The sequence below is a fragment of the Streptomyces sp. LUP47B genome (assembly GCF_001746295.1).
Taxonomy (GTDB): Bacteria; Actinomycetota; Actinomycetes; order Streptomycetales; family Streptomycetaceae; genus Streptomyces.
In genome coordinates this window covers 257,996-279,056 of the sequence record NZ_MJAH01000006.1, presented here as the reverse complement: position 1 = coordinate 279,056, position 21,061 = coordinate 257,996, and the positions used below count along the sequence as shown (strand labels likewise).

The 21,061-nt window shown below is 71.5% G+C and carries 19 protein-coding genes and 1 pseudogene; 6 read left to right on the top strand and 14 right to left on the bottom strand.

Annotated elements, in window-relative coordinates; all coding sequences use genetic code 11:
- The first annotated feature begins 34 nt into the window (after positions 1-34).
- Entirely contained in the window at positions 35-235 is a 201-nt protein-coding gene (locus BFN33_RS19500) for a DUF1918 domain-containing protein (RefSeq protein ID WP_069761363.1), read from the top strand.
- On the opposite strand, the gene BFN33_RS19495 is transcribed toward BFN33_RS19500, so the two are convergent.
- Positions 204-1,463 (bottom strand): glycoside hydrolase family 10 protein, encoded by a 1,260-nt coding sequence (locus tag BFN33_RS19495; RefSeq protein ID WP_069761362.1) that lies wholly within the window; start codon positions 1,461-1,463, stop codon positions 204-206. The genes BFN33_RS19500 and BFN33_RS19495 overlap by 32 nt on opposite strands.
- Before the next feature lie 182 nt (positions 1,464-1,645).
- Between BFN33_RS19495 and BFN33_RS19490 the strand changes: the two genes are divergently transcribed.
- Together BFN33_RS19490 and BFN33_RS19485 are read left to right on the top strand one after the other, a co-directional pair.
- Positions 1,646-2,521, top strand: coding sequence for a 3-hydroxybutyryl-CoA dehydrogenase (locus tag BFN33_RS19490; protein WP_069761869.1), 876 nt, complete (start codon positions 1,646-1,648; stop codon positions 2,519-2,521).
- Between the two features lie 210 nt (positions 2,522-2,731).
- Positions 2,732-2,989, top strand: coding sequence for a hypothetical protein (locus tag BFN33_RS19485; RefSeq protein WP_069761361.1), 258 nt, complete (start codon positions 2,732-2,734; stop codon positions 2,987-2,989).
- Between the two features lie 22 nt (positions 2,990-3,011).
- Here BFN33_RS19485 and BFN33_RS19480 read toward each other — a convergent pair whose 3' ends face one another.
- The 10 genes and pseudogenes from BFN33_RS19480 to infC form a co-directional block, all read right to left on the bottom strand.
- Entirely contained in the window at positions 3,012-3,554 is a 543-nt protein-coding gene (locus BFN33_RS19480; protein WP_069761360.1) for an NUDIX hydrolase, read from the bottom strand.
- Between the two features lie 74 nt (positions 3,555-3,628).
- Positions 3,629-4,969 carry a transcriptional regulator gene (locus BFN33_RS19475; RefSeq protein ID WP_069761359.1) on the bottom strand — a complete coding sequence of 447 codons (1,341 nt, stop codon included), beginning with the start codon at positions 4,967-4,969 and terminating at the stop codon, positions 3,629-3,631.
- Positions 4,970-5,163: 194 nt separating this feature from the next.
- Positions 5,164-6,219, bottom strand: a complete 1,056-nt coding sequence (locus tag BFN33_RS19470) for a PP2C family protein-serine/threonine phosphatase (protein WP_079140891.1) — start codon at positions 6,217-6,219, stop codon at positions 5,164-5,166.
- 146 nt (positions 6,220-6,365) lie between these two features.
- Entirely contained in the window at positions 6,366-8,864 is a 2,499-nt protein-coding gene (gene pheT / locus BFN33_RS19465; RefSeq protein ID WP_069761357.1) for a phenylalanine--tRNA ligase subunit beta, read from the bottom strand.
- Positions 8,864-9,985 (bottom strand): phenylalanine--tRNA ligase subunit alpha, encoded by a 1,122-nt coding sequence (pheS, locus tag BFN33_RS19460; protein ID WP_069761356.1) that lies wholly within the window; start codon positions 9,983-9,985, stop codon positions 8,864-8,866. The genes pheT and pheS overlap by 1 nt, the downstream gene beginning before the upstream one ends.
- Positions 9,986-10,140: 155 nt before the next feature.
- On the bottom strand, positions 10,141-11,259 hold the full coding sequence (locus BFN33_RS19455; protein ID WP_069761355.1) for an ATP-binding protein: 1,119 nt from the start codon (positions 11,257-11,259) through the stop codon (positions 10,141-10,143).
- A 48-nt stretch (positions 11,260-11,307) separates the two neighbouring features.
- Positions 11,308-12,153: an RNA methyltransferase gene (locus BFN33_RS19450; RefSeq protein ID WP_069761354.1), complete on the bottom strand. Its 846-nt coding sequence runs from the start codon at positions 12,151-12,153 to the stop codon at positions 11,308-11,310.
- A gap of 96 nt (positions 12,154-12,249) precedes the next feature.
- Positions 12,250-12,633, bottom strand: a complete 384-nt coding sequence (gene rplT, locus BFN33_RS19445; RefSeq protein ID WP_057614272.1) for a 50S ribosomal protein L20 — start codon at positions 12,631-12,633, stop codon at positions 12,250-12,252.
- A 101-nt stretch (positions 12,634-12,734) separates the two neighbouring features.
- A complete protein-coding gene (gene rpmI, locus BFN33_RS19440) occupies positions 12,735-12,929 on the bottom strand; it encodes a 50S ribosomal protein L35 (protein ID WP_057614273.1) in 195 nt (64 codons plus the stop codon).
- A 110-nt stretch (positions 12,930-13,039) separates the two neighbouring features.
- Positions 13,040-13,736 (bottom strand): annotated as a pseudogene (infC, locus tag BFN33_RS19435) (translation initiation factor IF-3).
- 333 nt (positions 13,737-14,069) lie between these two features.
- Between infC and BFN33_RS19430 the strand changes: the two are divergent.
- A complete protein-coding gene (locus tag BFN33_RS19430) occupies positions 14,070-14,444 on the top strand; it encodes a DUF1844 domain-containing protein (protein ID WP_069761352.1) in 375 nt (124 codons plus the stop codon).
- A gap of 1 nt (position 14,445) precedes the next feature.
- On the opposite strand, the gene BFN33_RS19425 is transcribed toward BFN33_RS19430, so the two are convergent.
- Positions 14,446-15,177 carry an SseB family protein gene (locus BFN33_RS19425; protein WP_069761868.1) on the bottom strand — a complete coding sequence of 244 codons (732 nt, stop codon included), beginning with the start codon at positions 15,175-15,177 and terminating at the stop codon, positions 14,446-14,448.
- A 150-nt stretch (positions 15,178-15,327) separates the two neighbouring features.
- On the opposite strand from BFN33_RS19425, the gene BFN33_RS19420 reads away from it, so the two are divergent.
- Positions 15,328-16,326, top strand: coding sequence for a serine hydrolase (locus BFN33_RS19420; RefSeq protein ID WP_069761351.1), 999 nt, complete (start codon positions 15,328-15,330; stop codon positions 16,324-16,326).
- A gap of 14 nt (positions 16,327-16,340) precedes the next feature.
- On the opposite strand, the gene mycP is transcribed toward BFN33_RS19420, so the two are convergent.
- Positions 16,341-17,525, bottom strand: a complete 1,185-nt coding sequence (mycP, locus tag BFN33_RS19415; RefSeq protein WP_069761350.1) for a type VII secretion-associated serine protease mycosin — start codon at positions 17,523-17,525, stop codon at positions 16,341-16,343.
- On the bottom strand, positions 17,522-19,588 hold the full coding sequence (locus tag BFN33_RS54360) for a hypothetical protein (RefSeq protein ID WP_256122797.1): 2,067 nt from the start codon (positions 19,586-19,588) through the stop codon (positions 17,522-17,524). Before BFN33_RS54360 ends, mycP begins: the two co-directional genes overlap by 4 nt.
- Positions 19,589-19,857: 269 nt before the next feature.
- Here BFN33_RS54360 and BFN33_RS19405 point away from each other — a divergent pair, with 269 nt between their 5' ends.
- Positions 19,858-21,060 carry an amino acid deaminase/aldolase gene (locus BFN33_RS19405; RefSeq protein WP_069761348.1) on the top strand — a complete coding sequence of 401 codons (1,203 nt, stop codon included), beginning with the start codon at positions 19,858-19,860 and terminating at the stop codon, positions 21,058-21,060.
- Position 21,061: the final 1 nt, after the last annotated feature.

Sequence of the window (21,061 nt, the reverse complement as noted above, 5' to 3'; positions counted from 1 at the left end):
ACCGCTGCTCCCGCACTTGGTGAGGAGGCCCCAGATGCTTGCAACCGTGGGCGACCAGCTTGTCCAGCACGGCAGGGTGGTCGGACAGCAGGACAAGGTCGGTGAGATCGTCGAAGTGCTGGGTCACGGGGGCAACCCCCCGTACCGCGTCCGCTTCGAGGACGGGCACGAGGGCGTGTGCTCACCCGGCCCCGACACCGAGATCAGGCACCGCTTCCAGCAGACCGGCCGGTGACACGGCGCGGGGGAACCGCCGGCCCCTGGTAGTGGTCGGCGACCACCCGCGCCATCGCCCCGATCGGGTCCGAGGAGACCTCCCGCGCGGCGAAGAAGACATGCCCGCGCACCTGCTTGCGGTCGCGCGCGAGCGTGAGGTGCCGGGACAGTTCCGCGGGGTCCTGCCAGGCCGCGGGCTGCGCCGGGTCCCCGGCCTTGTAGAGGGCCTCGCCCAGGTAGAGCTTCGTCCTGCTCCCCTGCGCCTGCTTCGCCCACCAGGGCACCAGCTTCGCGTAGTCGGCGGCGGCGAAACCGATGTTCCAGTAGAGCTGCGGCACGAGGTAGTCGATCCAGCCCTCGCGCACCCACTTGCGGGTGTCCGCGAAGTTGTCGTCGTAGGACTGCACACCCGCGCGCGTGTCCGAGCCGAGCGGGTCGGTGGCGGCGTTGCGCCACACCCCGAAGGGGCTGATGCCGAACTGTGCGGTGGGCCGGATCCGCTTGATGCGGGCCGCGGTCTCCAGGACCAGCTTGTCGATGTTGTCCCGCCGCCAGTCGGCCCGGTTCGCGAAGGCGCCGCCGTACGCATCGTAGGCCGCGTCGTCGTCGAAGGTCTGCCCGGCCACCGGGTACGGGTAGAAGTAGTCGTCGAAGTGGACCGCGTCCACCGGGTACTTGCGCACCGCGTCGAGGATCGCGTCCTGGACGAAGGCGCGGACCTCGGGCAGGCCGGGGTTGTAGTAGAGCTTTCCGCCGTACGTCACCACCCAGTCCGGGTGGGTGCGGGCGGGGTGGGAGGCGACCAGCTTCGTCGGATCGCTGTGGTTGGCGATGCGGTACGGGTTGAACCAGGCGTGCAGTTGCAGGCCCCGCCGGTGCGCCTCGGCCACGGCCGTGCCGAGCGGGTCCCAGCCGGGGTTCCTGCCCTGGGTCCCGGTGAGGTACTGCGACCATGGCTCGTACGGCGAGGGCCACAGGGCGTCGGCGGTGGGCCGTACCTGGAACATCACCGCGTTGAGACGGTCCGCCGCCGCCCGGTCGAGGTGGGCGATCAGCTCCGCGCGCTGCTGTACGGCGGTCAGCCCCGGCTTGGACGGCCAGTCCCGGTTGGACACGGTGGCGAGCCACACCCCCCGCATCCCGGCCGCCGCCCGCCTCGGATGCCGCGGTGCCGCCGCCGCTCCCGAGGCCGAGGTCATGGTCGACAGCGCGGCCAACGCGAAGGCCCGGCGCGACAGACGCCCCATGTGCACACTCCCCCAACACCATGGATCCGCTCGGTCACGGATCGTCTCCGCGCCCCAGAATGCCCGACGGATGACGGCCCCCGACGATCGATCATCGATACTTGGGAGTAACGTGCACGAACGGAGCAGGAACCGGACCACGGCCGACCTGCCACCAGGTGAAGATCAGCGAAAGGGACGAAGTGACGGACTTCCCGGCGGGAGACATCGCGCGCGTCGGAGTGGTGGGCTGCGGCCAGATGGGGGCGGGCATCGCCGAGGTGTGCGCCCGCGCCGGCCTGGACGTGAAGGTCGCCGAGACCACCGGCGAGGCCCTGGAGATCGGCCGCACCCGGCTGTTCAACTCCCTGACGAAGGCCGCCGAACGCGGCAAGATCACGGCGGACGAGCTGGCGGAGACGCAGGCCCGTCTGAGCTTCACCACCGACCTCGGCGAGTTCGCCGACCGCGACCTGGTCATCGAGGCCGTCGTGGAGAACGAGCAGGTCAAGACCGAGATCTTCCAGGTGCTCGACCAGGTGGTGACCCGCCCGGACGCGATCCTGGCCTCCAACACCTCGTCCATCCCGCTGGTGCGGCTGGCGGTGGCCACCTCGCGGCCCGACCAGGTCGTCGGCATCCACTTCTTCAACCCGGCCCCGGTGCAGAAGCTCGTCGAGCTGATCCCGGCGCTCACGACGTCCGAGGGCACGCTGGCCCGCGCCCAGCAGTTCGCCGAGAAGCTGCTCGGCAAGCACGCGATCCGCGCCCAGGACCGCTCCGGCTTCGTGGTCAACGCGCTGCTGATCCCGTATCTCCTGTCCGCGATCCGGATGTTCGAGTCGGGTATCGCGAGCCGCGAGGACATCGACAACGGCATGGAGCTGGGCTGCGCCCACCCGATGGGCCCGCTGAAGCTGTCCGACCTGATCGGCCTGGACACCGTCGCCTCGGTCGCCTTCTCGATGTACGAGGAGTACAAGGAGCCGCTGTACGCCGCTCCCCCGCTGCTCCAGCGTATGGTCGACGCGGGCCGGCTCGGCCGGAAGTCCGGCTCGGGCTTCTACAGCTACGACTGACCCGCACCCTGTCCGTTCCAGGGTGCTGATGACACAGTGCTACGAACACGGGCCCGGCCCTCTCACGAGTGCCGGGCCCGTGTCATTCACACACCGTGTGCACGCCGGGCCCGCATATGCCCGTCGCACACTCTCCCCACGCGCCCACCAGGCGAGTTGACTCTTCATGCGCATGCAAGGGATGTGACGACTACGGAAAGGAGCGGACCTGTGACCGCCGACCCGGAGCATCCCGTGGTTCAAGGAGAACTCGCAGAGTTACGACGCCGCCTCGATGTCGCGTACGCACGCGTCGAGGGAGGCCTCGCTCTGCTCAGCCATCGCACGGAGCAGACGGACAAGGAGATCGACGATCTGAGCGCACGGATCATCGCCCTGGAGCACGCCCGCTGGCCGCTTCCCGCGGTTGCGGCGATCACCGCCGTGGGCGCGCTCGTCGTGGCGATCTGGCAGGCCTTCGGCCACTGAGGCTTCGGGACGCTCGGGGGGATCAGGGCTGAGCGTCACCGAGCCTCAGATGGTGCAACAGGAGTAACGCGGCCGCCATGTTGGCGGCCGGGACCTCCCCACGGGCGACCATGTCGGGAACGAGCTTCAGGGGGACCCATTCCCGGCGATCCGACTCGAAGTCGTCCACGGGGTGCCCGATGTACTCGCCCTCGTCGGCCCAGTAGATGTGGTGTCGGGCGTCGGTGAGCCCGTTGGAGGGCTCCACGCTCATGAGGTGCTGGAGCGGGCCCGGCCGCCAGCCGGTCTCTTCCTCGAGTTCCCTGGCGGCCGCTACGGCGATGTCCTCGCCGTCCTCGACCACCCCCGCGGCGAGTTCCCAGCCCCAGCTGTCGGTGATGAAACGGTGGCGCCACAGCAGGAGGACCTCGTTGGCCTCGTTCACCACCGTGGCGACGGCGACGGGCCGAAGTCGTATCAGGAAGTGGTCGAGATGCCGGCCGTCCGGCAGCTCGACATCGGCGAGATTGACGCTGAACCAGCGGTTTTCATACACAGTTTGTTCGTTCTGTTTCGTCCACTGCACGGTTCTGCCACCTTCCGTCGAGTAAGTGGCAATATCGCAGCAGGGACTGTGGCTGTCGGCGTACGCGTGCCCTCCTACAGCGGTACGCGCAGTGCGCCGTCGATCAGTTCGGCTGCCTCGGCGGTGCCCGCGCAGCCGCTGCGGGCCAGGTGTTCGCGGACCGCTCTGAGTCTGTCGCGCAGGCGCTGGGACTCCATTCCCCGGGCCTGTTCCGCCATCTGTACGGCGGTGGCCACCGCTTTGTCGGCGTTGCCCTGCCGCAGTTCGATCGTGCTGAGCATGGCGAGGCGGTGCACCCGGCCCCGGTCGTGGGCCGGGTTGTCGACGGCGGCCGCGGCGTGCGCGGCCGCCGCCGCGAGCTCGCCGAGGCTGAGGAGCGCCTCCGCCACCTGGACGTTGACGAGGCCCGGCTGGACATAGCCGGTCTCGTCGGGCTCGTATCCCCGCCGGATGCGTTCGGCGGCCTGCTCGGCCCGCCGGATGCAGGACAGCGCGGTCGTACCGTCGCCGAGGTGGGCGTACGCCTTGGCCTGCATCGCGTAGAGATCGCAGGCGAGCGCCGGGGTGATGTGCTTGCCTGCCGCCCGCAGCGCGGCCTCCGCGAAGGCGACGGCCTGGCGGTACTCCCGCATGAACAGGGCCTGGTTGACCAGCAGCGCGATGACATACGCGCCGAGTCCGCGGTCGCCGCTGGCCTTGGCGAGCCTGAGGGCCTGGTGGAAGTAGCGCTGGGCCAGGCCATGGGCGTCGGAGTCGTAGGCGCAGATCCCGGCGACGGCGACCAACCCGCCGGTGGCACGGTGCAGTTGGCGGCCCGTCTCATCGGTGTAGCTGCCGCGCAGCAGCGGGGCGGCCTCGGCGTTGAGGAAGCCGACGATCCGGGTACGGGTCGCTATGCCGCCGGCCTTGCGGTACATCTGCTCGTAGTGGGTGCGGGCCGCGCGGAGCATCGCGATGTCGGAGTGGGTGACCCGGTGCCGGCCACCTCGGGAGACGTCGACGTCCTCGGGCGGGTTCTCCCACTCCCACACGGGCATGACGGCAGGGGTTCCGGTGACCGCGGGGGCGCCCAGGATGTGCGGGCGCTGCTGTTCGTCGGAGCGCCACAGGGCGGTGGCCCGTTCGACGAAACCGGACAGTGAGGTGCCGTGCGGGGTGGAGGGTTCGCCGGGCACGCCCAGGCCGATGTCGTCGAGGGTGACGGGGCGTTGGAGCCGGCCCGCGAGCACCTCGCAGATCAGGTCGGGCACCTGACCGCGCGGGCGCTGGCCCTTCAACCACCGTGCCACGGCGGTGTGTTCGTACCTGAGCGCGAGGCCGCGTGCCCTACCGGCCTGGTTCACATGTGCGGCGAGCCCGGCGTGCGAGATCCCGGCTTCGTCGAGGATCGCGTCGAGCAGAGTGTTGGGCTGCATGTATGGCCCCCGGGTGGCTCGGTGCCGTCAGATTAGTGGGTTGGTCTTCACACGGGGTGTGATCGGAGTGCTCGAATCCGCAGGGTGTGCGCACTGTCGCGGAGAGTTTCCGCCCGGTTGACTGAAATACCTCGCAAGAGGCCGGCCGGGCCGCCGGCTCCCCCTCGTACAGTGCGGTGGCCCGGCCGTGGGCTTCAGAGGTGCGTCGTGGCTGGTCGCGCGGTTCCCGAGGCAGCTGAGTGTTGCCGATCGTTTCTCAGCACCAGGAGGGCGACGTCGTCCGTCGGGGTGCCGCCCGTGTGGTCCAGGAGAGCGGTGAACACAGCACCCAGTACGACGTCGGGAGTGCCCCGCGCAGCCTCACGAAGTACCTCCGGCAAGGAAAAGAACCGGCCATGAGCGTCCCTCGCGTCCTCGGCACCGTCCGTGTGCAGGACCAGGGTCTCGCCCGGCAACAGCTGGCCGCACTCCAGGGGCTGAAGGTCCCACGGCAGCCGAAACGGGCCGAGGGGCGGCAACGGATCCGCGCCCGACAGAGGCTCGACCCTGGGGCCACTCAACAGGTACGGCCACAGGTGGCCGCAGTTGAGGGCGGAGAGCCCACCGTCCCGGCCGATCTCCAGCAGCAGCACCGTGACGAAGTCCTCGGCGACCGTACCGTCACGTTCGGCGCGCTCCCGCAGGTGCCGGGCGAGCGCACGGTCCAGTCTGCGCAGCACCCCGGCGAGTTCGGGCTCGTCGTGGACGGCCTCGCGGAAGCTGCCGAGGACCGCGGCGGCCGTACCGACGGCGGCGAGACCGTGGCCGCGGACGTCGCCCATGACGACCCGTACCCCGTGGTCCGTGGCGACGGCCTCGTACAGGTCGCCGCCGATGGTGGCGCCCCGGTCGGCGGACATCTGGGCCGCGGCCACGGTGAGCCCGTCGATACGCGGCGGCAACGGCCGCAGCAGCGCGCTCTGGGCGACGCCCGCGACCTGGCGGGCCTGTCTGAGCTCACGCAGCAGTGCGCGCCTGACGTGGATGATCAGTCCGGTGCCCACCGCGAAGAACACGGCGCTGCCGGCGACCCGCGCGCCCAGGCCGTTCTGCTGCGCGAGCGGGCAGGTCAGCTTGTACGTGACCGCGACGGCGCCCCACATCGTGGGCAGCCCGAGCGTCAGCGCACGGCGTGATTTCCGGTGGCCTCTGCGGACCGCGAGGCGAGCGGCCCGCCCGACACGAGGCACCGCAGCCCTCAAGCACATCATGCCGATGGCCCCCCAACTAGGCCCTGCACACGCAATCGGACCGACCTCGAAAGGCCGGTCCGATTCTGTCGACCACCTGGGTCGAAAGGGCCGGATCGCTGGGGCAACTCACCCTATCGAGTGAGGTGGCCGCGCTCTCCGCACGCTCAGCCGCGCAGCACGGCCCCCGTACGCTCCCCGGCGAGGGCAACCGCCGCGTCCCGGGCCGCGGAGGCCTCGTCCACGGTCAGGGTCCGGTCCCCCGCACGGAACCGCAGTGCGTAGGCCAGCGACTTCTTGCCGTCCCCCAGCTGCTCCTCGTTCTCGTACACGTCGAACAGCCGGATCCCTTCGAGGAGTTCACCCGCTCCCTCGCGCAGCGCGGTCTCGACCTCGGCGTGCGGCACGAACTTGTCGACGACCAGGGCGACATCCTGCGTGGCCACCGGGAAGGTGGAGATGGTCGGCGCCTGCGGGGTGTCGTTGCCTGCCGCCTCCAGGGCGTCGAGATCCAGCTCCATCGCACAGGTGCGCGCAGGCAGCCCGAACGCCTTCACGACCCGCGGGTGCAGCTCACCGGCGTGCCCCACCACGGTGTCGCCGACGACGAACTCGGCACAGCGCCCCGGGTGCCACGGCCCGTACTGACCGCCCCGCACGACCAGCTCGGCGCCGGCCTCACGCGCGACCAGTCGCCCGGCCTCGACCGCGTCGGCCCAGTCGGCCGGTCGGCCCTTGCCCCACCAGCCGGCCTGCTCCCGCGCACCGGCGAGCACCACGGCCACGTGTCGCGGCTGTTCCGGCAGCGCGGCGTCCAGTTCGGCGATCTCCGCGTCCGTGGGACGCCGGTCCACCGGCAGCACCGCGGCGACCCGCTGCTCCGAGCGCGGCAGGAAGACCAGCCCGGTCTCGAACAGCGCCAGATCGTGCGAGCCCCGCCCGTCGTTGCGCCGCAGGGCACCGAGCAGCCCCGGCAGCAGCGACGTACGCAGCGCGGGCTCCTCGTCGTTCAGCGGGTTGGTCAGCCTGACGACACGGCGAGCCGGGTCACCGGCCTCCAGGCCCAGCTGGTCGAAGACCTGCTCGGACACGAAGGGGTAGTTCGGCGCCTCGACGTACCCGGCACCGGCCAGCACACGCCCGGCCCGGCGGTGCAGCCGCTGGCGGTGGGTCAGGCCACGGCCGGCCGGCGGCCTGGGCAGCGTGGAGGGCAGGTTCTCGTAGCCCTCCAGCCGGATGACCTCTTCGGCCAGGTCGTTGATGTCCTGGAGGTCGGGACGCCAGGACGGCACGGTGACGATCAGCTCGTCCTGCCCGTACACGTCGCAGCCGACCTCCTGGAGACGGCGTACGACGGTTTCGCGGCCGTAGGAGACACCCGCGACCTTGTCGGGGTGGTCCGCCGGGACGCTGATGGTGTGCGGGGCCGACGGGGCGGTGACCTCGGTGACACCGGCCTCGGCGGTACCGCCCGCGAGCAGCACCAGCAGGTCGACCGTGCGCTGCGCGGCAGCGGCGGCGGCCTGCGGGTCGACACCCCGCTCGAAGCGCCGGGACGCCTCGGAGGACAGCTTGTGGCGTCGGGCCGTACGCGCGATGGCCACCGCGTTGAAGTGCGCGGCCTCGATGACCACGTCCGTCGTGCCCTGCGAGGACGCGTGGTCGGCGATCTCCGTGTTGGCACCGCCCATCACGCCGGCGAGGCCGATCGGACCGCGCTCGTCCGTGATGACCAGGTCCTCGGGGTGCAGCTTCCGCTCGACGCCGTCGAGGGTGACGATCTGCTCGCCCTCCTCGGCCCGGCGCACGCCGATGGTGCCCTGGACCAGGGAGCGGTCGTAGGCGTGCAGCGGCTGGCCGAGCTCCATCATCACGTAGTTGGTGACGTCGACGGCGAGCGAGATCGGGCGCATGCCGACCTTCTGCAGACGGCGCTGGAGCCAGAGCGGGGAGCGCGCCTCGGGGCTGAGGCCGGTCACCGTACGGGCCGTGAAGCGGTCGCAGCCGAGCGGGTCGGAGACCTGCACCGGGTAGCCGAAGGCGTTCGGGCCCGGCACGTCGAGCAGGGCCGGGTCGCGCAGCGGGATGCCGTAGGCGATCGCGGCCTCGCGGGCCACGCCCCGGATGGACAGGCAGTCGCCGCGGTTGGCGGTGACGGCGATGTCCAGGACCTCGTCGACCAGTTCCAGGAGCTCGATGGCGTCCTTGCCGACCTCGGTCTCCGGCGGCAGCACGATGATGCCGTGGCTGCCGTCGTCGCCCATGCCCAGCTCGTCGCCGGAGCAGATCATGCCGTGGGAGGTCTTGCCGTAGGTCTTGCGGGCGGAGATCGAGAAGCCGCCGGGCAGCGTGGCGCCGGGCAGCACCACGACGACCTTGTCGCCGACGGCGAAGTTGCGCGCGCCGCAGACGATCTCCTGGGGCTCACCGGTGCCGTTGGCCTGGCCCACGTTCACCGTGCAGAAGCGGATCGGCTTCTTGAAGCCCTCCAGCTCCTCGATGGTCAGCACCTGGCCGACGACCAGGGGGCCCTTGAGGTCGGCGCCGAGGTGCTCGACGGTCTCGACCTCGAGCCCTGCGGAAACGAGCTTGGCCTGGACGTCACGGCCGGTTTCGGTCGCCGGCAGGTCGACGTACTCCCGCAGCCAAGAAAGCGGGACCCGCATCAGATCTCCATCCCGAACGGCCGGGTGAACCGGACGTCACCCTCGACCATGTCTCGCATGTCCTCGACGTTGTGGCGGAACATCAGCATCCGCTCGATGCCGAACCCGAAGGCGAAGCCGCTGTACTTCTGCGGGTCGACGCCACAGGCGGTCAGCACCTTGGGGTTGACCATTCCGCAGCCGCCCAGCTCGATCCAGCCCTCCGAGGAGCAGGTACGGCAGGGGCGGTCGGGGTTGCCGACGGACTCGCCGCGGCAGACGTAGCACACCATGTCCATCTCGGCGGACGGCTCGGTGAAGGGGAAGAAGTTCGGGCGCAGCCGGGTCTTCATGCCCTCGCCGAACAGGGCCTGGACCATGTGGTCCATGGTGCCCTTGAGGTCGGCCATGGTCAGGCCCTCGTCGACGGCCAGCAACTCGACCTGACGGAAGACCGGGGTGTGCGTGGCATCCAGCTCGTCGGTGCGGTAGACGACACCGGGGCAGATCACGTACACCGGCAGCTCACGGCTCAGCAGCGAGCGGATCTGCACGGGCGAGGTGTGGGTGCGCAGCACGACACCGGACTCGGTGCCGCCTTCGGGGCCTTCGACGAAGAAGGTGTCCTGCTCGCCGCGGGCCGGGTGGTCCGGGCCGATGTTGAGCGCGTCGAAGTTGAACCACTCGGCCTCGACCTGCGGGCCCTCGGCGACCTCGTAGCCCATGGCCACGAAGACGTCCTCGATGCGCTCGGAGAGGGTGGTGAGCGGGTGGCGGGCGCCGGCCGGTACGCGGTCGTACGGCAGCGTGACGTCCACCGCCTCCTCGACCAGCACGCGCTGGTCACGCTCGGCCTCCAGCTCGGCCTGACGGCCGGCGAGGGCCTTGTTCACCGCACCCCGGGCCTGGCCGACGAGCTTGCCCGCGGCGGCCTTGGCGTGCGGGGGCAGGGCGCCGATCTCGCGGTTGGCGAGGGCCAGCGGGGAGGCGCCCCCGGTGTGGGCGACCTTGGCCTCCTGGAGCGCGTCGAGGGAGTCCGCGGCGGCGAAGGCGGCGAGCGCCTCGTCCCGCATGCGCTCGATCTCTTCCGGTTTCAGGGCCTCGACCTCTACAGGGTCGTACGACTTGTTCGGTGCCGACATCTCTTCCCGTGCTTCCGATTGGCTGGCTGAAGGTCCCCGTCACCGACTCACGCCGTCTCTTTTGGAGGGGCCGTCCATGGGACACAAAGGTGCCAAAGGCCGAGTCTAACGGGGTGGAGGAATGCGAATGCGCCCGCGGGCGGCTCGGGCGGATCTCAGGTGAGATAGGCCGGAGCGCTCACGGGCAACGTAAATCGGAACTCGGCGCCGCCCTGCGGGGCGCGGCCGACCGTGATGGTGCCGCCGTGGGCTTCGACGATGCCCTTGACGATATAGAGCCCGAGGCCGGTGCCACCGCGCTTGCTGCCCCGCCAGAAGCGGGTGAAGACGCGGTTCATGGACTCCTCCGGGATGCCGGGACCCTCGTCGCTCACCGTGACCGACGTGCCGGTGTCCTCCCCCTCGCGGGGTGACTCCGTGGGCGTGATGTCAATCGTGACGGTTCCCTCGCCGTGCCGCACCGCATTTTCCAGCAGGTTGCTCAGCACCTGGTCGATCTTGTCGGGATCGGCCCACAGAGCGGGCAGCGGCTGTTCGAGGCGGAGCAGGAACCGGTCGGCGGCGAGGCCCGCGGCGACATAGGCCTGGATGTGGCGCCCGACGGCGGCGCCGATGTCGACGGGCTGGCGCCTGACCTCCAGGCGCCCGGAGTCGATACGGGAGATGTCGAGGAGCTCGGCGATGAGCCGGGTGACCCGGTCGGCGTCCGCGTCGACGGTCTCCAGCATCAGCCGTTTCTGGTCGTCGGTGAACCTCTCCCACTTGGCGAGGAGGGTCGCGGTGAAGCCCTTGACGGAGGTGAGCGGGGACCTGAGCTCATGGGCCACGGTGGCGATCAGCTCGGCGTGGCTGCGCTCGGTGCGGCGGCGGGCCTCGGTGTCCCGGAGGGCGACGACGACACGGTGGACGGGCCCGGTCGGCCGGGTGCGCACGTACTGCGCGGAGACGAGGACCTCACGGCCGCCCGGCAACAGCAGATTCCGTTCGGGCTGCCGCCTGCGGATGGCGAGGCCGCCGTACGGATCGGTCAGCTGCCACCAGCGCCGCCCCTCGAGGTCCTCTAAGGGAAGGGCCTTCTCCAGCCGCTGTCCGAGGGCGTCCTCGGCGGGGAGTGCGGTGATCCGGGCCGCCGCGGCGTTGAAGCAGATCACGCGGCCCTGCTCGTCCGCGACGACGAGACCGTCGGGCAGCTGGTCGGGATCGATGCCGAGCTCGGCGGCACCACCGGCACAGGCTGCGGACACGTCCTGGGCGCTCCTCGTGCCGACACTCATCCCCGTACCCCACCTCTCCGACGGCGCAGGGCCCCCGAGCTGGTCACCCTACTGGTTGTCGGTGACGGAGCGGCACCCTCCGGGGGCGCGCTGTGCGCGGGCTGACGCATAGAGACATACGGCGGCCGCGGTGGCGAGGTTCAGGCTCTCGGCCTTCCCGTGGATCGGGACGCGCACCACGGCGTCCGCGAGTGCGCGGGTCTCCTCCGGGAGCCCCCAGGCCTCGTTGCCGAACACCCACGCCGTCGGCCCGCCCATGCTGCCCCGGTCGAGCTCGGCGTCGAGATCGTCGGTCCCGGCCCCGTCGGCGGCGAGGATCCGCACCCCGGCCCGCCTGAGCCCCTCGACGGCCTCCTGAACGGGCACACCGACGGCGACGGGCAGGTGGAAGAGGGAGCCCACGGAGGCCCGTACGGCCTTGGGGTTGTAGAGATCGACGGACGCGTCGGTCAGTACGACGGCCTCGGCGCCGGCCGCGTCGGCGCACCGCAGCACGGTGCCGGCGTTCCCGGGGTCCCGTACGTTCGCGAGGACGGCGACGAGTCGGGGCCGGGCGGCGAGGATCTCCTCGAAGGGGGTGTCGAGGAACCTGCAGATCCCGACGAGCCCCTGCGGGGTGACGGTCGTCGAGATGTCGGCGATGACGTCCTCGGCGGCGAGGTGCACCCGGGCCCCGACGGTCCGGGCCGCTCCGACGATGTCGGCGTACCGTTCCGCCGCCTCCACGGTGGCGAACAGCTCCACCAGCCCCTGCCCGGCGGCCTCCCGCACCGCCTGCGGCCCCTCGGCCAGGAACAGCCGCTCCTTGCCCCGGAAGTTCCGCCTGGCGAGCCGCCGCGCGGCGGAGACCCGCGGGGAACGGGGGGAGATCAGCTCGGGGGTGACGGGGGGCATGCTCTTCACCTTCGGAAGTGTGCGGGAAACAGCGGACCCGCAGGCATCACAGCCTGCGGGTCCACACAGTCACGTCGGCCTAGGGCAGGCGCAGCGTCACGCGGCCTTCGGTGCGTTCACGTCCGCCGGCAGAGCCTTCTGCGCGACCTCGACGAGCGCGGCGAACGCCGGCGCGTCGTTGACGGCCAGCTCGGCCAGGATCTTGCGGTCGACCTCGATGTTCGCCGCGTTCAGACCCTGGATGAAGCGGTTGTACGTGATGCCGTTGGCGCGGGCAGCGGCGTTGATGCGCTGGATCCACAGCCGCCGGAAGTCACCCTTGCGCTTCTTGCGGTCGTTGTAGTTGTAGACCAGCGAGTGGGTGACCTGCTCCTTGGCCTTGCGGTACAGGCGCGAACGCTGACCGCGGTAGCCGGAGGCCGCCTCGAGGATCGCCCGGCGCTTCTTGTGGGCGTTGACTGCCCGCTTGACGCGTGCCACTTGTTAACTCCTTGCAGCGGGGCCGTGGTTGGACTCACACGGCCCGGTATCGATGGGGTCCCGGTCCAGACGTACGGCGCTCGGTGACGGCGCCGGGTACGTCACTTGCCGAGAAGCTTCTTGATCTTCTTGGCGTCGCCCGGGGCCATCTCGGCGTTGCCGGTGAGGCGGCGCGTCAGGCGCGACGTCTTGTGCTCGAGGTAGTGGCGCTTGCCGGCGCGCTCGCGGAGCACCTTGCCGGAGCCGGTGATCTTGAAGCGCTTGCTGGAACCGCTGTGCGTCTTGTTCTTCGGCATAGCGCCGTTCTCTCCTCGTCGGTGGCGCTCCGGTGCCCGGTCCTGAAACCGGGCACGGTGAGCGTCGCTCTTGTATCGGTTTGTGTCCTGGGGACTCGCGTCCCCCGGGGTCACGCGTCGGCGGAAGCCTCTGCCGGGGCCTCGACCTCGACCTCGGTCTCGTCCTCGACGTGGTCGTCCTCCGCGGCGTTCTGCGACTTGCCGGGGTTGGCCTTCGCGTCTGCCTTGCGGGCTTCCTGCGCCTGGCGGGCCTCGGCCATCGCCTCGGTCTTCTTCTTGTGCGGACCGAGAACCATGATCATGTTTCGGCCGTCCTGCTTCGGATTCGACTCGATGAAGCCGAGGTCCTGGACGTCCTCCGCGAGACGCTGCAGCAGTCGGTAGCCCAGCTCGGGCCGGGACTGCTCGCGACCACGGAACATGATCGTGATCTTGACCTTGTCGCCCTGCTTGAGGAACCGGACGACGTGACCCTTCTTGGTGTCATAGTCGTGCGGGTCGATCTTCGGCCGGAGCTTCATCTCCTTGATGACCGTGTGCGCCTGGTTCTTGCGCGCCTCACGGGCCTTCATGGCCGACTCGTACTTGAACTTCCCGTAGTCCATGAGCTTGCACACGGGCGGACGGGCGTTCGCCGCGACCTCGACCAGGTCCAGGTCGTACTCCTGCGCAAGCTCCAGTGCCTTGGCCAGGGGGACGATGCCCACCTGCTCGCCACTGGGACCGACAAGTCGCACCTCGGGAACGCGAATCCGGTCGTTGATGCGGGGCTCGGCGCTGATGGATCCTCCTCGGTTAGCACCACACGGCGGTCTGGCGGACAGCCGCGTATGTCTTTTCTTCAGACCTAACCGCACCGAGGAACAAAAAATGCCCCGGCGGATCACAGACGGGGCTCCAACACTGCCGGAGCACCGCCGCGATGACGCGGGGCGCACTTTCGGGCGACTCCATCGTCCGTACGGAACGATGGTGGCCGCCTGACCGGGGTGACCCGCCTTCCCAGGGGATGGCCGGGTGGGAGATCGGAGCCTCCACTTGTGGGCCGAACACGCGAATGTCCAGCCGGTCGTTACACAAGGTTAGCAGCAACCCGGGGGTGGTGCGAACCGACGTGCGCCGGGCCCTATCGTGGGGGCCATGAGTGACACCCCTCCCGCGTCTACCGGCGCTCCCGCCTCCCCCGACTTCGACGAGATGACCCGCGACATCGCCGAGGTCCCCGCCGTCGAGGTGATCGTGACGGTCGCCGTCAACCTGATGAGTGCCGCCGCGGTGAAGCTCGGTCTGACCGAGGAGGGCGACAAGTACAAGGACCTGGACGAGGCCCGCAAGCTGATCCACGCCCTCGCCGGACTGCTGGACGGGAGCGCGACGGAGATCAGCTCCTTCCACGCGGCCCCGCTGCGGGACGGCCTGAAGTCCCTCCAGCTGGCCTTCCGCGAGGCGTCCCTGGTCCCGGACGAGCCGGGCCAGGGCCCCGGCGAGAAGTACACCGGGCCGATCTACGGCTAGCTCATCCCCGTACGTACAAGGGCTCGCCCGGAGGTGTGGCGTCGGCCGGCAGCACTGCCAGGTCGAGGCCGCGCACCAGGCGGGCCCTCAGTGTTTCGTCGGCGGCGAGGCGCCGCGCGACCGCGTGGACGCCGGCGTCGTGCGGCACGGCCGGCTCGAAGACCAGGGCGAGGGTGCCGTCGGCGTTGCCCGGGCCCAGATAGGCGCGCAGCACCGCGCGCACGTCGGCGACGACGGCGCGCACCGCGTCCACGACCGCCGGGTCGGCGAGCGGGTCCGTGGTGGTGCGTCCCTCGGCGAGGGCGAGCAACGCCGAGCCGGTCAGCTCGAAGGGCACCGGCCCCGCCAGATCCAGTACGACCGTGTCGGCCTTCTCCTGCGCGGCGGCCTGCAGCGCCTGGTGCAGGGGTACGGCGACGGGGCGGGCCCCGGGGTCCCAGCGGGCCAGCGACGCGGTGGAGGTGAAGGCCGGCAGGGCGGTCCGGGATCCGGCCTTGAGGGTGGGAACGGCCATGTCACTGGTCTTCTCGCGGCGCAGCCCGTTCGCGTCCTCCTCGACCTCGCCGAGCACGGCCACCACGGGGACCAGCAGCCGGGCACCCTTGAGGGCGTCCAGGACCGGGCCCACGGCGGCGCGGTCCTCGGCCCAGGCCGCGAGCGCCGCGGTCAGCCGGGGATCGGCGGAGCCGTCGTCGTCGGAGAAGCCGGGGTCGGGAATGTTCTTGTTCGCCACGGTCACCGACCCTATAGGGGGCTTGCTGCTGCGGTTGTGCGGGCCCGGAAACCCGTCCGTGACCACTTTCACGGGTTTCTCAGAGTTCGCTGACACAGCTCTAACGTCCGTCTAACGGCCCGCACAGTCGGCGGCCCGACGATCGGCGGCATGGAGTCCTCCACAGCCGCCAGACGCCGTGCCCGCAGGTTCCCCCTGCGGCCGTTGATGTACACCGCGCTCGCCTGCGTCGCCATAGCCGGCGTCACGGCCGGGGGGACCGTGTACGTGAAGGCGCAGGCGCACTCCGGGGGCGGCACCGTATCGTCGGCGCCGGTGCCATCGTTCTCGTCCTCCCCGGCGGCCGCGACCGAGGAGGCGGCTGCCATGTCCGAGCCGGTGGTGGATTTCGACGGGCGGCTGTCCGACGCCATGAAGGCGGTGCGCGTGACGGGCGACGAGAAGGTCTCGGCGGCGGTGCTGGACCTGGAGTCGGGCGACAGCGCCGTCTTCGGCGACGGTGCCTTCGACACGGCGAGCATCGTGAAGGTCGACATCCTGGCGGCGCTGCTGCTCCGGCACCAGGAGGCGGGCACCCGGCTCAGCGCGCGGGAGAAGGCGTACGCCACCACGATGATCGAGAACAGCGACAACGCCTCGGCGTCGGCGCTGTGGGACATCATCGGGAAGGCCTCCGGGCTCGACGCCGCCAACAAGAAGTTCGGGCTGACCGGCACGGAGGGCGGCGACGGGGCGCTGTGGGGGCTGACCCAGACCACGGCGGCCGACCAGCTCACCCTGCTCCAGCAGGTGTTCGGGGACGACTCGGAGCTGAGCGAGGCCTCGCGGTCGTACCTTCAGGGGCTCATGGGCCGGATAGAGGCCGACCAGCACTGGGGGGTGTCGGCCGCGGCCGACGGCTCCGGGTGGGCGCTGAAGAACGGGTGGCTGCCGCGCAGCACGACCGGGCTGTGGGACGTCAACAGCATCGGGCGGGTGACGGTGGACGGCCACGCGTATCTGGTGGCCGTGCTCTCGAAGGGGAACTCCACACAGGCGAAGGGGATTTCGCTGGTGGAGGCGGCGGCGAAGGCGGCGGTGTCGGTGTTCACCGGGGAGGACGCCTCGGCGTCCGCGTCGGCGAACGCCACCAGTGCGGCGGCCCGCTGAGGCTTCGCCCCGCCTCAGAAGCCCTCGTAGGACCGGCGGGGGCCCCGGCGGCCCCGCCACAGGACGACTCCGGCGATCAGCAGGGCCACGCCCAGGCCGCCCGCGAGCGGGGCCGCCCAACTGGCCGTGTCGTCCCCCGACTTGGCGGCATCGGGCCCGGAACCGAAGTACTTCTCGCCGTAGGACGCCGGCTGCAGGCCCTGCGGCTTCAGACGGGCCGCGGCCTTCAGGGCTGCCGCGGGGTCGATGAAGCCGAAGCCGCGGGAGTCGTCGCGGCCGCCTGAGGGGGCGTTGCGGGCCGTGTCCTCCAGGAGCTTCTTGATCTGTGCGGGCGTCAGGTCCGGGTGGGCGGCCTTGACGAGGGCGACCGCGCCCGACACGAACGCGGAGGCGGCGCTGGTTCCCCAGCCCTCGTAGTACTTGTGGTCGGGGTCGGCGATGACGACGTCGTCACCGGGGGCCGCGACCGTGGCGTACCAGCGGCGGGTGGAGAAGGAGGCGCGGGTGCCGAACTTGTCGACGGCGGTGGCGGCGATGACACCCGGGTAGGCGGCCGGGTAGGAGATGTGGTCGCCCTTCTCGCCGCCGTTGCCCGCCGAGGCGACGACGACGGCGCCCTTCTTGAGCGCGTACTGGACGGCGTCGTCCTCCCCGGCCTCGGGGTGCGCGGAGGCGGAGTCGTCGCCGAGGGAGAGGTTGATGACGTCGGCGCCGTGGTCGGCGGCCCAGCGGATGCCTTCGGCGAGGGCGTTGCCGCGGGTGTTGCGGGCCCTGGAGCGGGCCGGGTCCCCGTCCTCCAGGATCACGCGGACGGGGAGGATTTTCGCCTCGGGGGCGATGCCCATGACACCGTCGCCGTTGCCCACGCCGTGTCCGTGACCGGCGATGATGCCGGCCATGGCGGTGCCGTGCCGCGCCCAGGGCCGCTGCCCTCGCACGGCTCCGAAGCCGATCATGTCCTTGCCGGTGAGGACGTTGCCGACGAGGTCGGGATGGTCGTTCTCGACGCCGGTGTCCAGGACGGCGACGGTGACGCCCGCGCCCTTGGTGGTCTGCCAGGCCTCCTGGGTGTGCATGGCGTCCAGGGCCCACTGCTTGGCGCGGATGCCGTCGGCGTGCGCGGCGGTGGGCGGGACCAGGGCGACGGAGGCGGCGAGGAGGACGCTCAGGAGACCTGCCCGGCGGGTCGTGACGCTCATGAGGACTGCTCCGGGGGCGAGGTGACGGTCTTGCGCAGGGCGCGTTCGACACGGTCGGCCAGCCCCTGCGCCTCGTTGCCGAGACCTGCCTGGGCGGCGGGGGTGGTGTCGCCGGACTCCATGGCCTTCTCGGCGGACTCCGGGGTGTCGACCGTACGGCCGTCCGCCCAGCCGGAGACGGCGAAGGCGACCACGGGGGCGTCGGTGAGGACGGAGATCGTCCAGGAGGCCCGCTGCGCCGCGCCGAAGTCCGCGGCGAGGGTGTTCTTCGCGGCGTACGGGAGGGGCATCAGGTCGGTGCGGTCGGCCAGGCCGTCGCGGGTGAAGCGGGTGTCGAGGTCGCGCATGGCGCCGGCGTCGGCGTCGGTGAAGAGCAGGCCGACGGTGGTGACGTAGCTCTGGGTGGCGTCCGTGTAGGTGGCGCGCAGCAGGCGCTCGCAGCCGACGGGGGCGAGGGCCTTGCGCAGCAGGGGATCGAAGGCGTTCGCGCAGCCGCTGTCGGGGGCGACGGCGATCCGCGTCCACGTGCGGTCGGCTCCCCCGGGCCCGGCGCCCTGGCCGTCCACGGTCGGCGGGAACAACTGGTCGACGGGCACGCTGTGCCACAGCTCACCGGCCTGGGTGAACCTGTCCCCGCCGCCTTCGTCCCCGGAGTCCCCGATCAGCCAACTCCCGGTGACGGCACCGCCGATGAGCCCGAGCCCGAGCACGGCACACGCGGCCACGGCAGCGATCCGGGGAGGGATCCGCACCCCCCACGACCGCTCCTTGTAGCCGACCTCGGGCTCCCCGAACGACACAACGGGCCGCCCGTTGCCGGGCGTTCCGGCATGCGGGGGCATGGGAGCGCTCCAGGAGAGGGCCGGGTCGGGTGCGAGGGAGGCGGCCGACGATTCCGTAGCGGCGGGGGGCGTGGAGGGCCGGGGAGGTGCTGGGGGTGCAGAAGGCCGACTGGTGGGCACCGGCGGCGTGGTCGGCGGGCCCGCGGGCGCCGAGGGCGTGCGCATGGCACCGGCGCCCGAGGCCTCACGCGTGGGGCGCGGCGGGAACCCGGGGCGGGCGGCCGCACCCGGACGGTGTGGATCGGCTCCAGGGCGACCGGAGGCGGGGCGGGCGTCGGGCACGGGCGGTATGACGGTGCCGCCCGAAGGCCCCCGCGTCGCGGAGGGCGTGGAGGCCGAGCCGGTACGCCCGTCACCGGCCGCGGGCCCCGTAGGCACCGGCCGCATCCGGAAGGTCGTCTCGGACGCGGTCTCGGCGGGGGTGTCGGTGCGGCGCGGAGGCACGGAGGGCTGGGTGCCGGGCCGGGGCGGCACGGTACCGGACACCGACGGCGAGCCCTGCGCGGGAAAACGGGGGGTCTTCGGGTCCGGCGCCGGAGGGGTGTCCGGGAAGCGGGCCGAGGCCGGGGGCGGAGGCGGGATGCTGCCGGGGAACGGGGTGTTGGGGTTCCGGGGGCCGGATCGGGCGTCGGTGCCGGAAGGGGTCTGGGACCGCCCCGTGCCCGTGGGAGGGTTCGCGGGTGCGTCGCCGTCCGGCGCGGACCAGGCCTCACCGTTGGGTGGTGTGGAGCCGGAGCCCGGGTCGTCGGTCGGTCGTATCGGGGGCCGACCGGTGGCACCCGATGCCTGGGACCGCTCCCCACCCGGCACGTCGGTCTCCCGTCGCCCGTTCCTGTCGCCGAACGCGCGGGGCGCCGTGGCGGCGGCGTCCTGTCGGCCCGCGTCACCGGGGGTATGGCGACCCGAGGTGTCCGGACCGCCGGACACCCGTGCGCCGCTCTCACCGGACGCCTGCCAGTCGAACCCGGCGAACGTCGCCCGACCCTGCGCTCCCGGGTTTCGGCGGCTCCGCTCGCCGAAGGCCTGCCAGTCGGTGTCCTCGCTCATCCGCCCGCCCGGCTCGACGATCTCCCGTTCACCCGGCTCGGCGGCTTCCCGGCGCCGCGACTCCTCGGACGGCTCCGAACCGGGCCCGTCCTCGCCCGCAGTCGGCGGCTGGGCCGGCCTCGGTGGGGTCGCCGGGCGTGGAGGAATCGAGGCGCGACGTGCTTCGGTGCTCATGCACCCCCCGTTTCCTCATGTCCGAGCCGTTCGGTCGTGCGCGGGCCCTCGTCGGAGTCGCCGGCAGAAAAGACGGCCGTCCGGGCACGCATACCCGCACGGAAGGGCCGGCATCCCGGCGCGGCGGCGACGGGGGCGACCAGCCCTGCGTGCGTGCGCGTCACTCTACGGGTTGTTCCTGGGCGAACGGGAACCAGTCCACCAGGCCGGCGGCATCTGCCCGGAACGTCCCCCTACCCTGCGGTAATCCTGTCTGGCAGTCTTCGTCCATGACTGCGCGCGCCGCCGACCGGACCCGTTACGACCGGGCCACCGCCCATCTCGACGCCCCCCTCGCGATCGTGGACCTGGACGCCTTCGACGCCAACGCGGACGATCTCGTCCGCCGGGCGGCGGGGAAACCCATCCGCGTCGCCAGCAAGTCCGTGCGGTGCCGGGCGCTGCTCGAACGCGTCCTGGCGAAGGACGGGTTCGCGGGCATCATGTCGTTCACCCTCGCCGAGTCCCTGTGGCTGGCCCGGAGCGGCTTCGACGACATCCTGCTCGCCTATCCCTCCGCCGACCGCGCCGGATACGCCGAACTCGCCGCCGATCCCAAGCTCGCCGCCGCCGTGACCGTGATGGTCGACGACCCGGCGCAGCTCGCCTTCATCGACGAGGCCCGCGCGGGCGGCACCGAAGTCATCCGGGTCTGCCTGGAGTTGGACACCTCGCTGAAGCTGCTCGGCGGCAAGGTGCGGGTCGGTGCCCGGCGTTCGCCGCTGCACTCCCCCGCCCAGGTCGCCGACATGGCACGCGCGGTGGCCCGGCGCCCCGGGTTCCAGGTCGTGGGAATCATGGCCTACGAGGGGCACATCGCCGGTGTCGGGGACTCGGTGGCCGGACGGCCGTTGCGTTCCCGGGCCGTCCGGCTCATGCAGGCCACCGCCCGCCGGGAGCTCGCCGAGCGGCGCGCCGCGGTCGTGCGCGCGGTGCGGGCCGTCGTGCCGGACCTGGAGTTCGTCAACGGCGGCGGCACGGGCAGTGTGCAGCACACCGCCGCGGAGGACGCCGTCACGGAGATCGGCGCCGGGTCGGGGCTGTACGTCCCGAAGCTGTTCGACAACTACACGTCCTTCAGCGGACGTCCGGCCGCGCTCTTCGCCCAGCCCGTGGTGCGCAGGCCGGGGGTCGGCGTCGTGACCGTCCTCGGCGGTGGCTACCCGGCCTCCGGCGCGGCCGGACCCGACCGGCTGCCGGTGCCGTATCTGCCGGAGGGGCTCAAGTACGACCCGCAGGAGGGGCCCGGCGAGGTGCAGACCCCGCTGCTCGGCGCGCCGGCGGACGATCTGCTGCTCGGCGACAAGGTGTGGTTCCGGCACGCCAAGGCCGGTGAGCTGTGCGAGCGGTTCGAGAGGCTGCACCTGATCGAGGGGGACGCGGTGACGGCGACCGTCCCGACGTACCGCGGGGAAGGCCACACATTCCTCTAGG

Bases quoted from the DNA above. Each gene is read 5' to 3' on its own strand.
- BFN33_RS19500 (WP_069761363.1), top strand. From the start codon at position 35: ATGCTTGCAACCGTGGGCGACCAGCTTGTCCAGCACGGCAGGGTGGTC.
- BFN33_RS19495 (WP_069761362.1), bottom strand. From the start codon at position 1,463: ATGGGGCGTCTGTCGCGCCGGGCCTTCGCGTTGGCCGCGCTGTCGACC.
- BFN33_RS19475 (WP_069761359.1), bottom strand. From the start codon at position 4,969: ATGCAGCCCAACACTCTGCTCGACGCGATCCTCGACGAAGCCGGGATC.
- BFN33_RS19470 (WP_079140891.1), bottom strand. From the start codon at position 6,219: ATGATGTGCTTGAGGGCTGCGGTGCCTCGTGTCGGGCGGGCCGCTCGC.
- pheT (WP_069761357.1), bottom strand. From the start codon at position 8,864: ATGCGGGTCCCGCTTTCTTGGCTGCGGGAGTACGTCGACCTGCCGGCG.
- pheS (WP_069761356.1), bottom strand. From the start codon at position 9,985: ATGTCGGCACCGAACAAGTCGTACGACCCTGTAGAGGTCGAGGCCCTG.
- BFN33_RS19455 (WP_069761355.1), bottom strand. From the start codon at position 11,259: ATGAGTGTCGGCACGAGGAGCGCCCAGGACGTGTCCGCAGCCTGTGCC.
- BFN33_RS19450 (WP_069761354.1), bottom strand. From the start codon at position 12,153: ATGCCCCCCGTCACCCCCGAGCTGATCTCCCCCCGTTCCCCGCGGGTC.
- rpmI (WP_057614273.1), bottom strand. From the start codon at position 12,929: ATGCCGAAGAACAAGACGCACAGCGGTTCCAGCAAGCGCTTCAAGATC.
- BFN33_RS19430 (WP_069761352.1), top strand. From the start codon at position 14,070: ATGAGTGACACCCCTCCCGCGTCTACCGGCGCTCCCGCCTCCCCCGAC.
- BFN33_RS19420 (WP_069761351.1), top strand. From the start codon at position 15,328: ATGGAGTCCTCCACAGCCGCCAGACGCCGTGCCCGCAGGTTCCCCCTG.
- mycP (WP_069761350.1), bottom strand. From the start codon at position 17,525: ATGAGCGTCACGACCCGCCGGGCAGGTCTCCTGAGCGTCCTCCTCGCC.
- BFN33_RS54360 (WP_256122797.1), bottom strand. From the start codon at position 19,588: ATGAGCACCGAAGCACGTCGCGCCTCGATTCCTCCACGCCCGGCGACC.
- BFN33_RS19405 (WP_069761348.1), top strand. From the start codon at position 19,858: ATGACTGCGCGCGCCGCCGACCGGACCCGTTACGACCGGGCCACCGCC.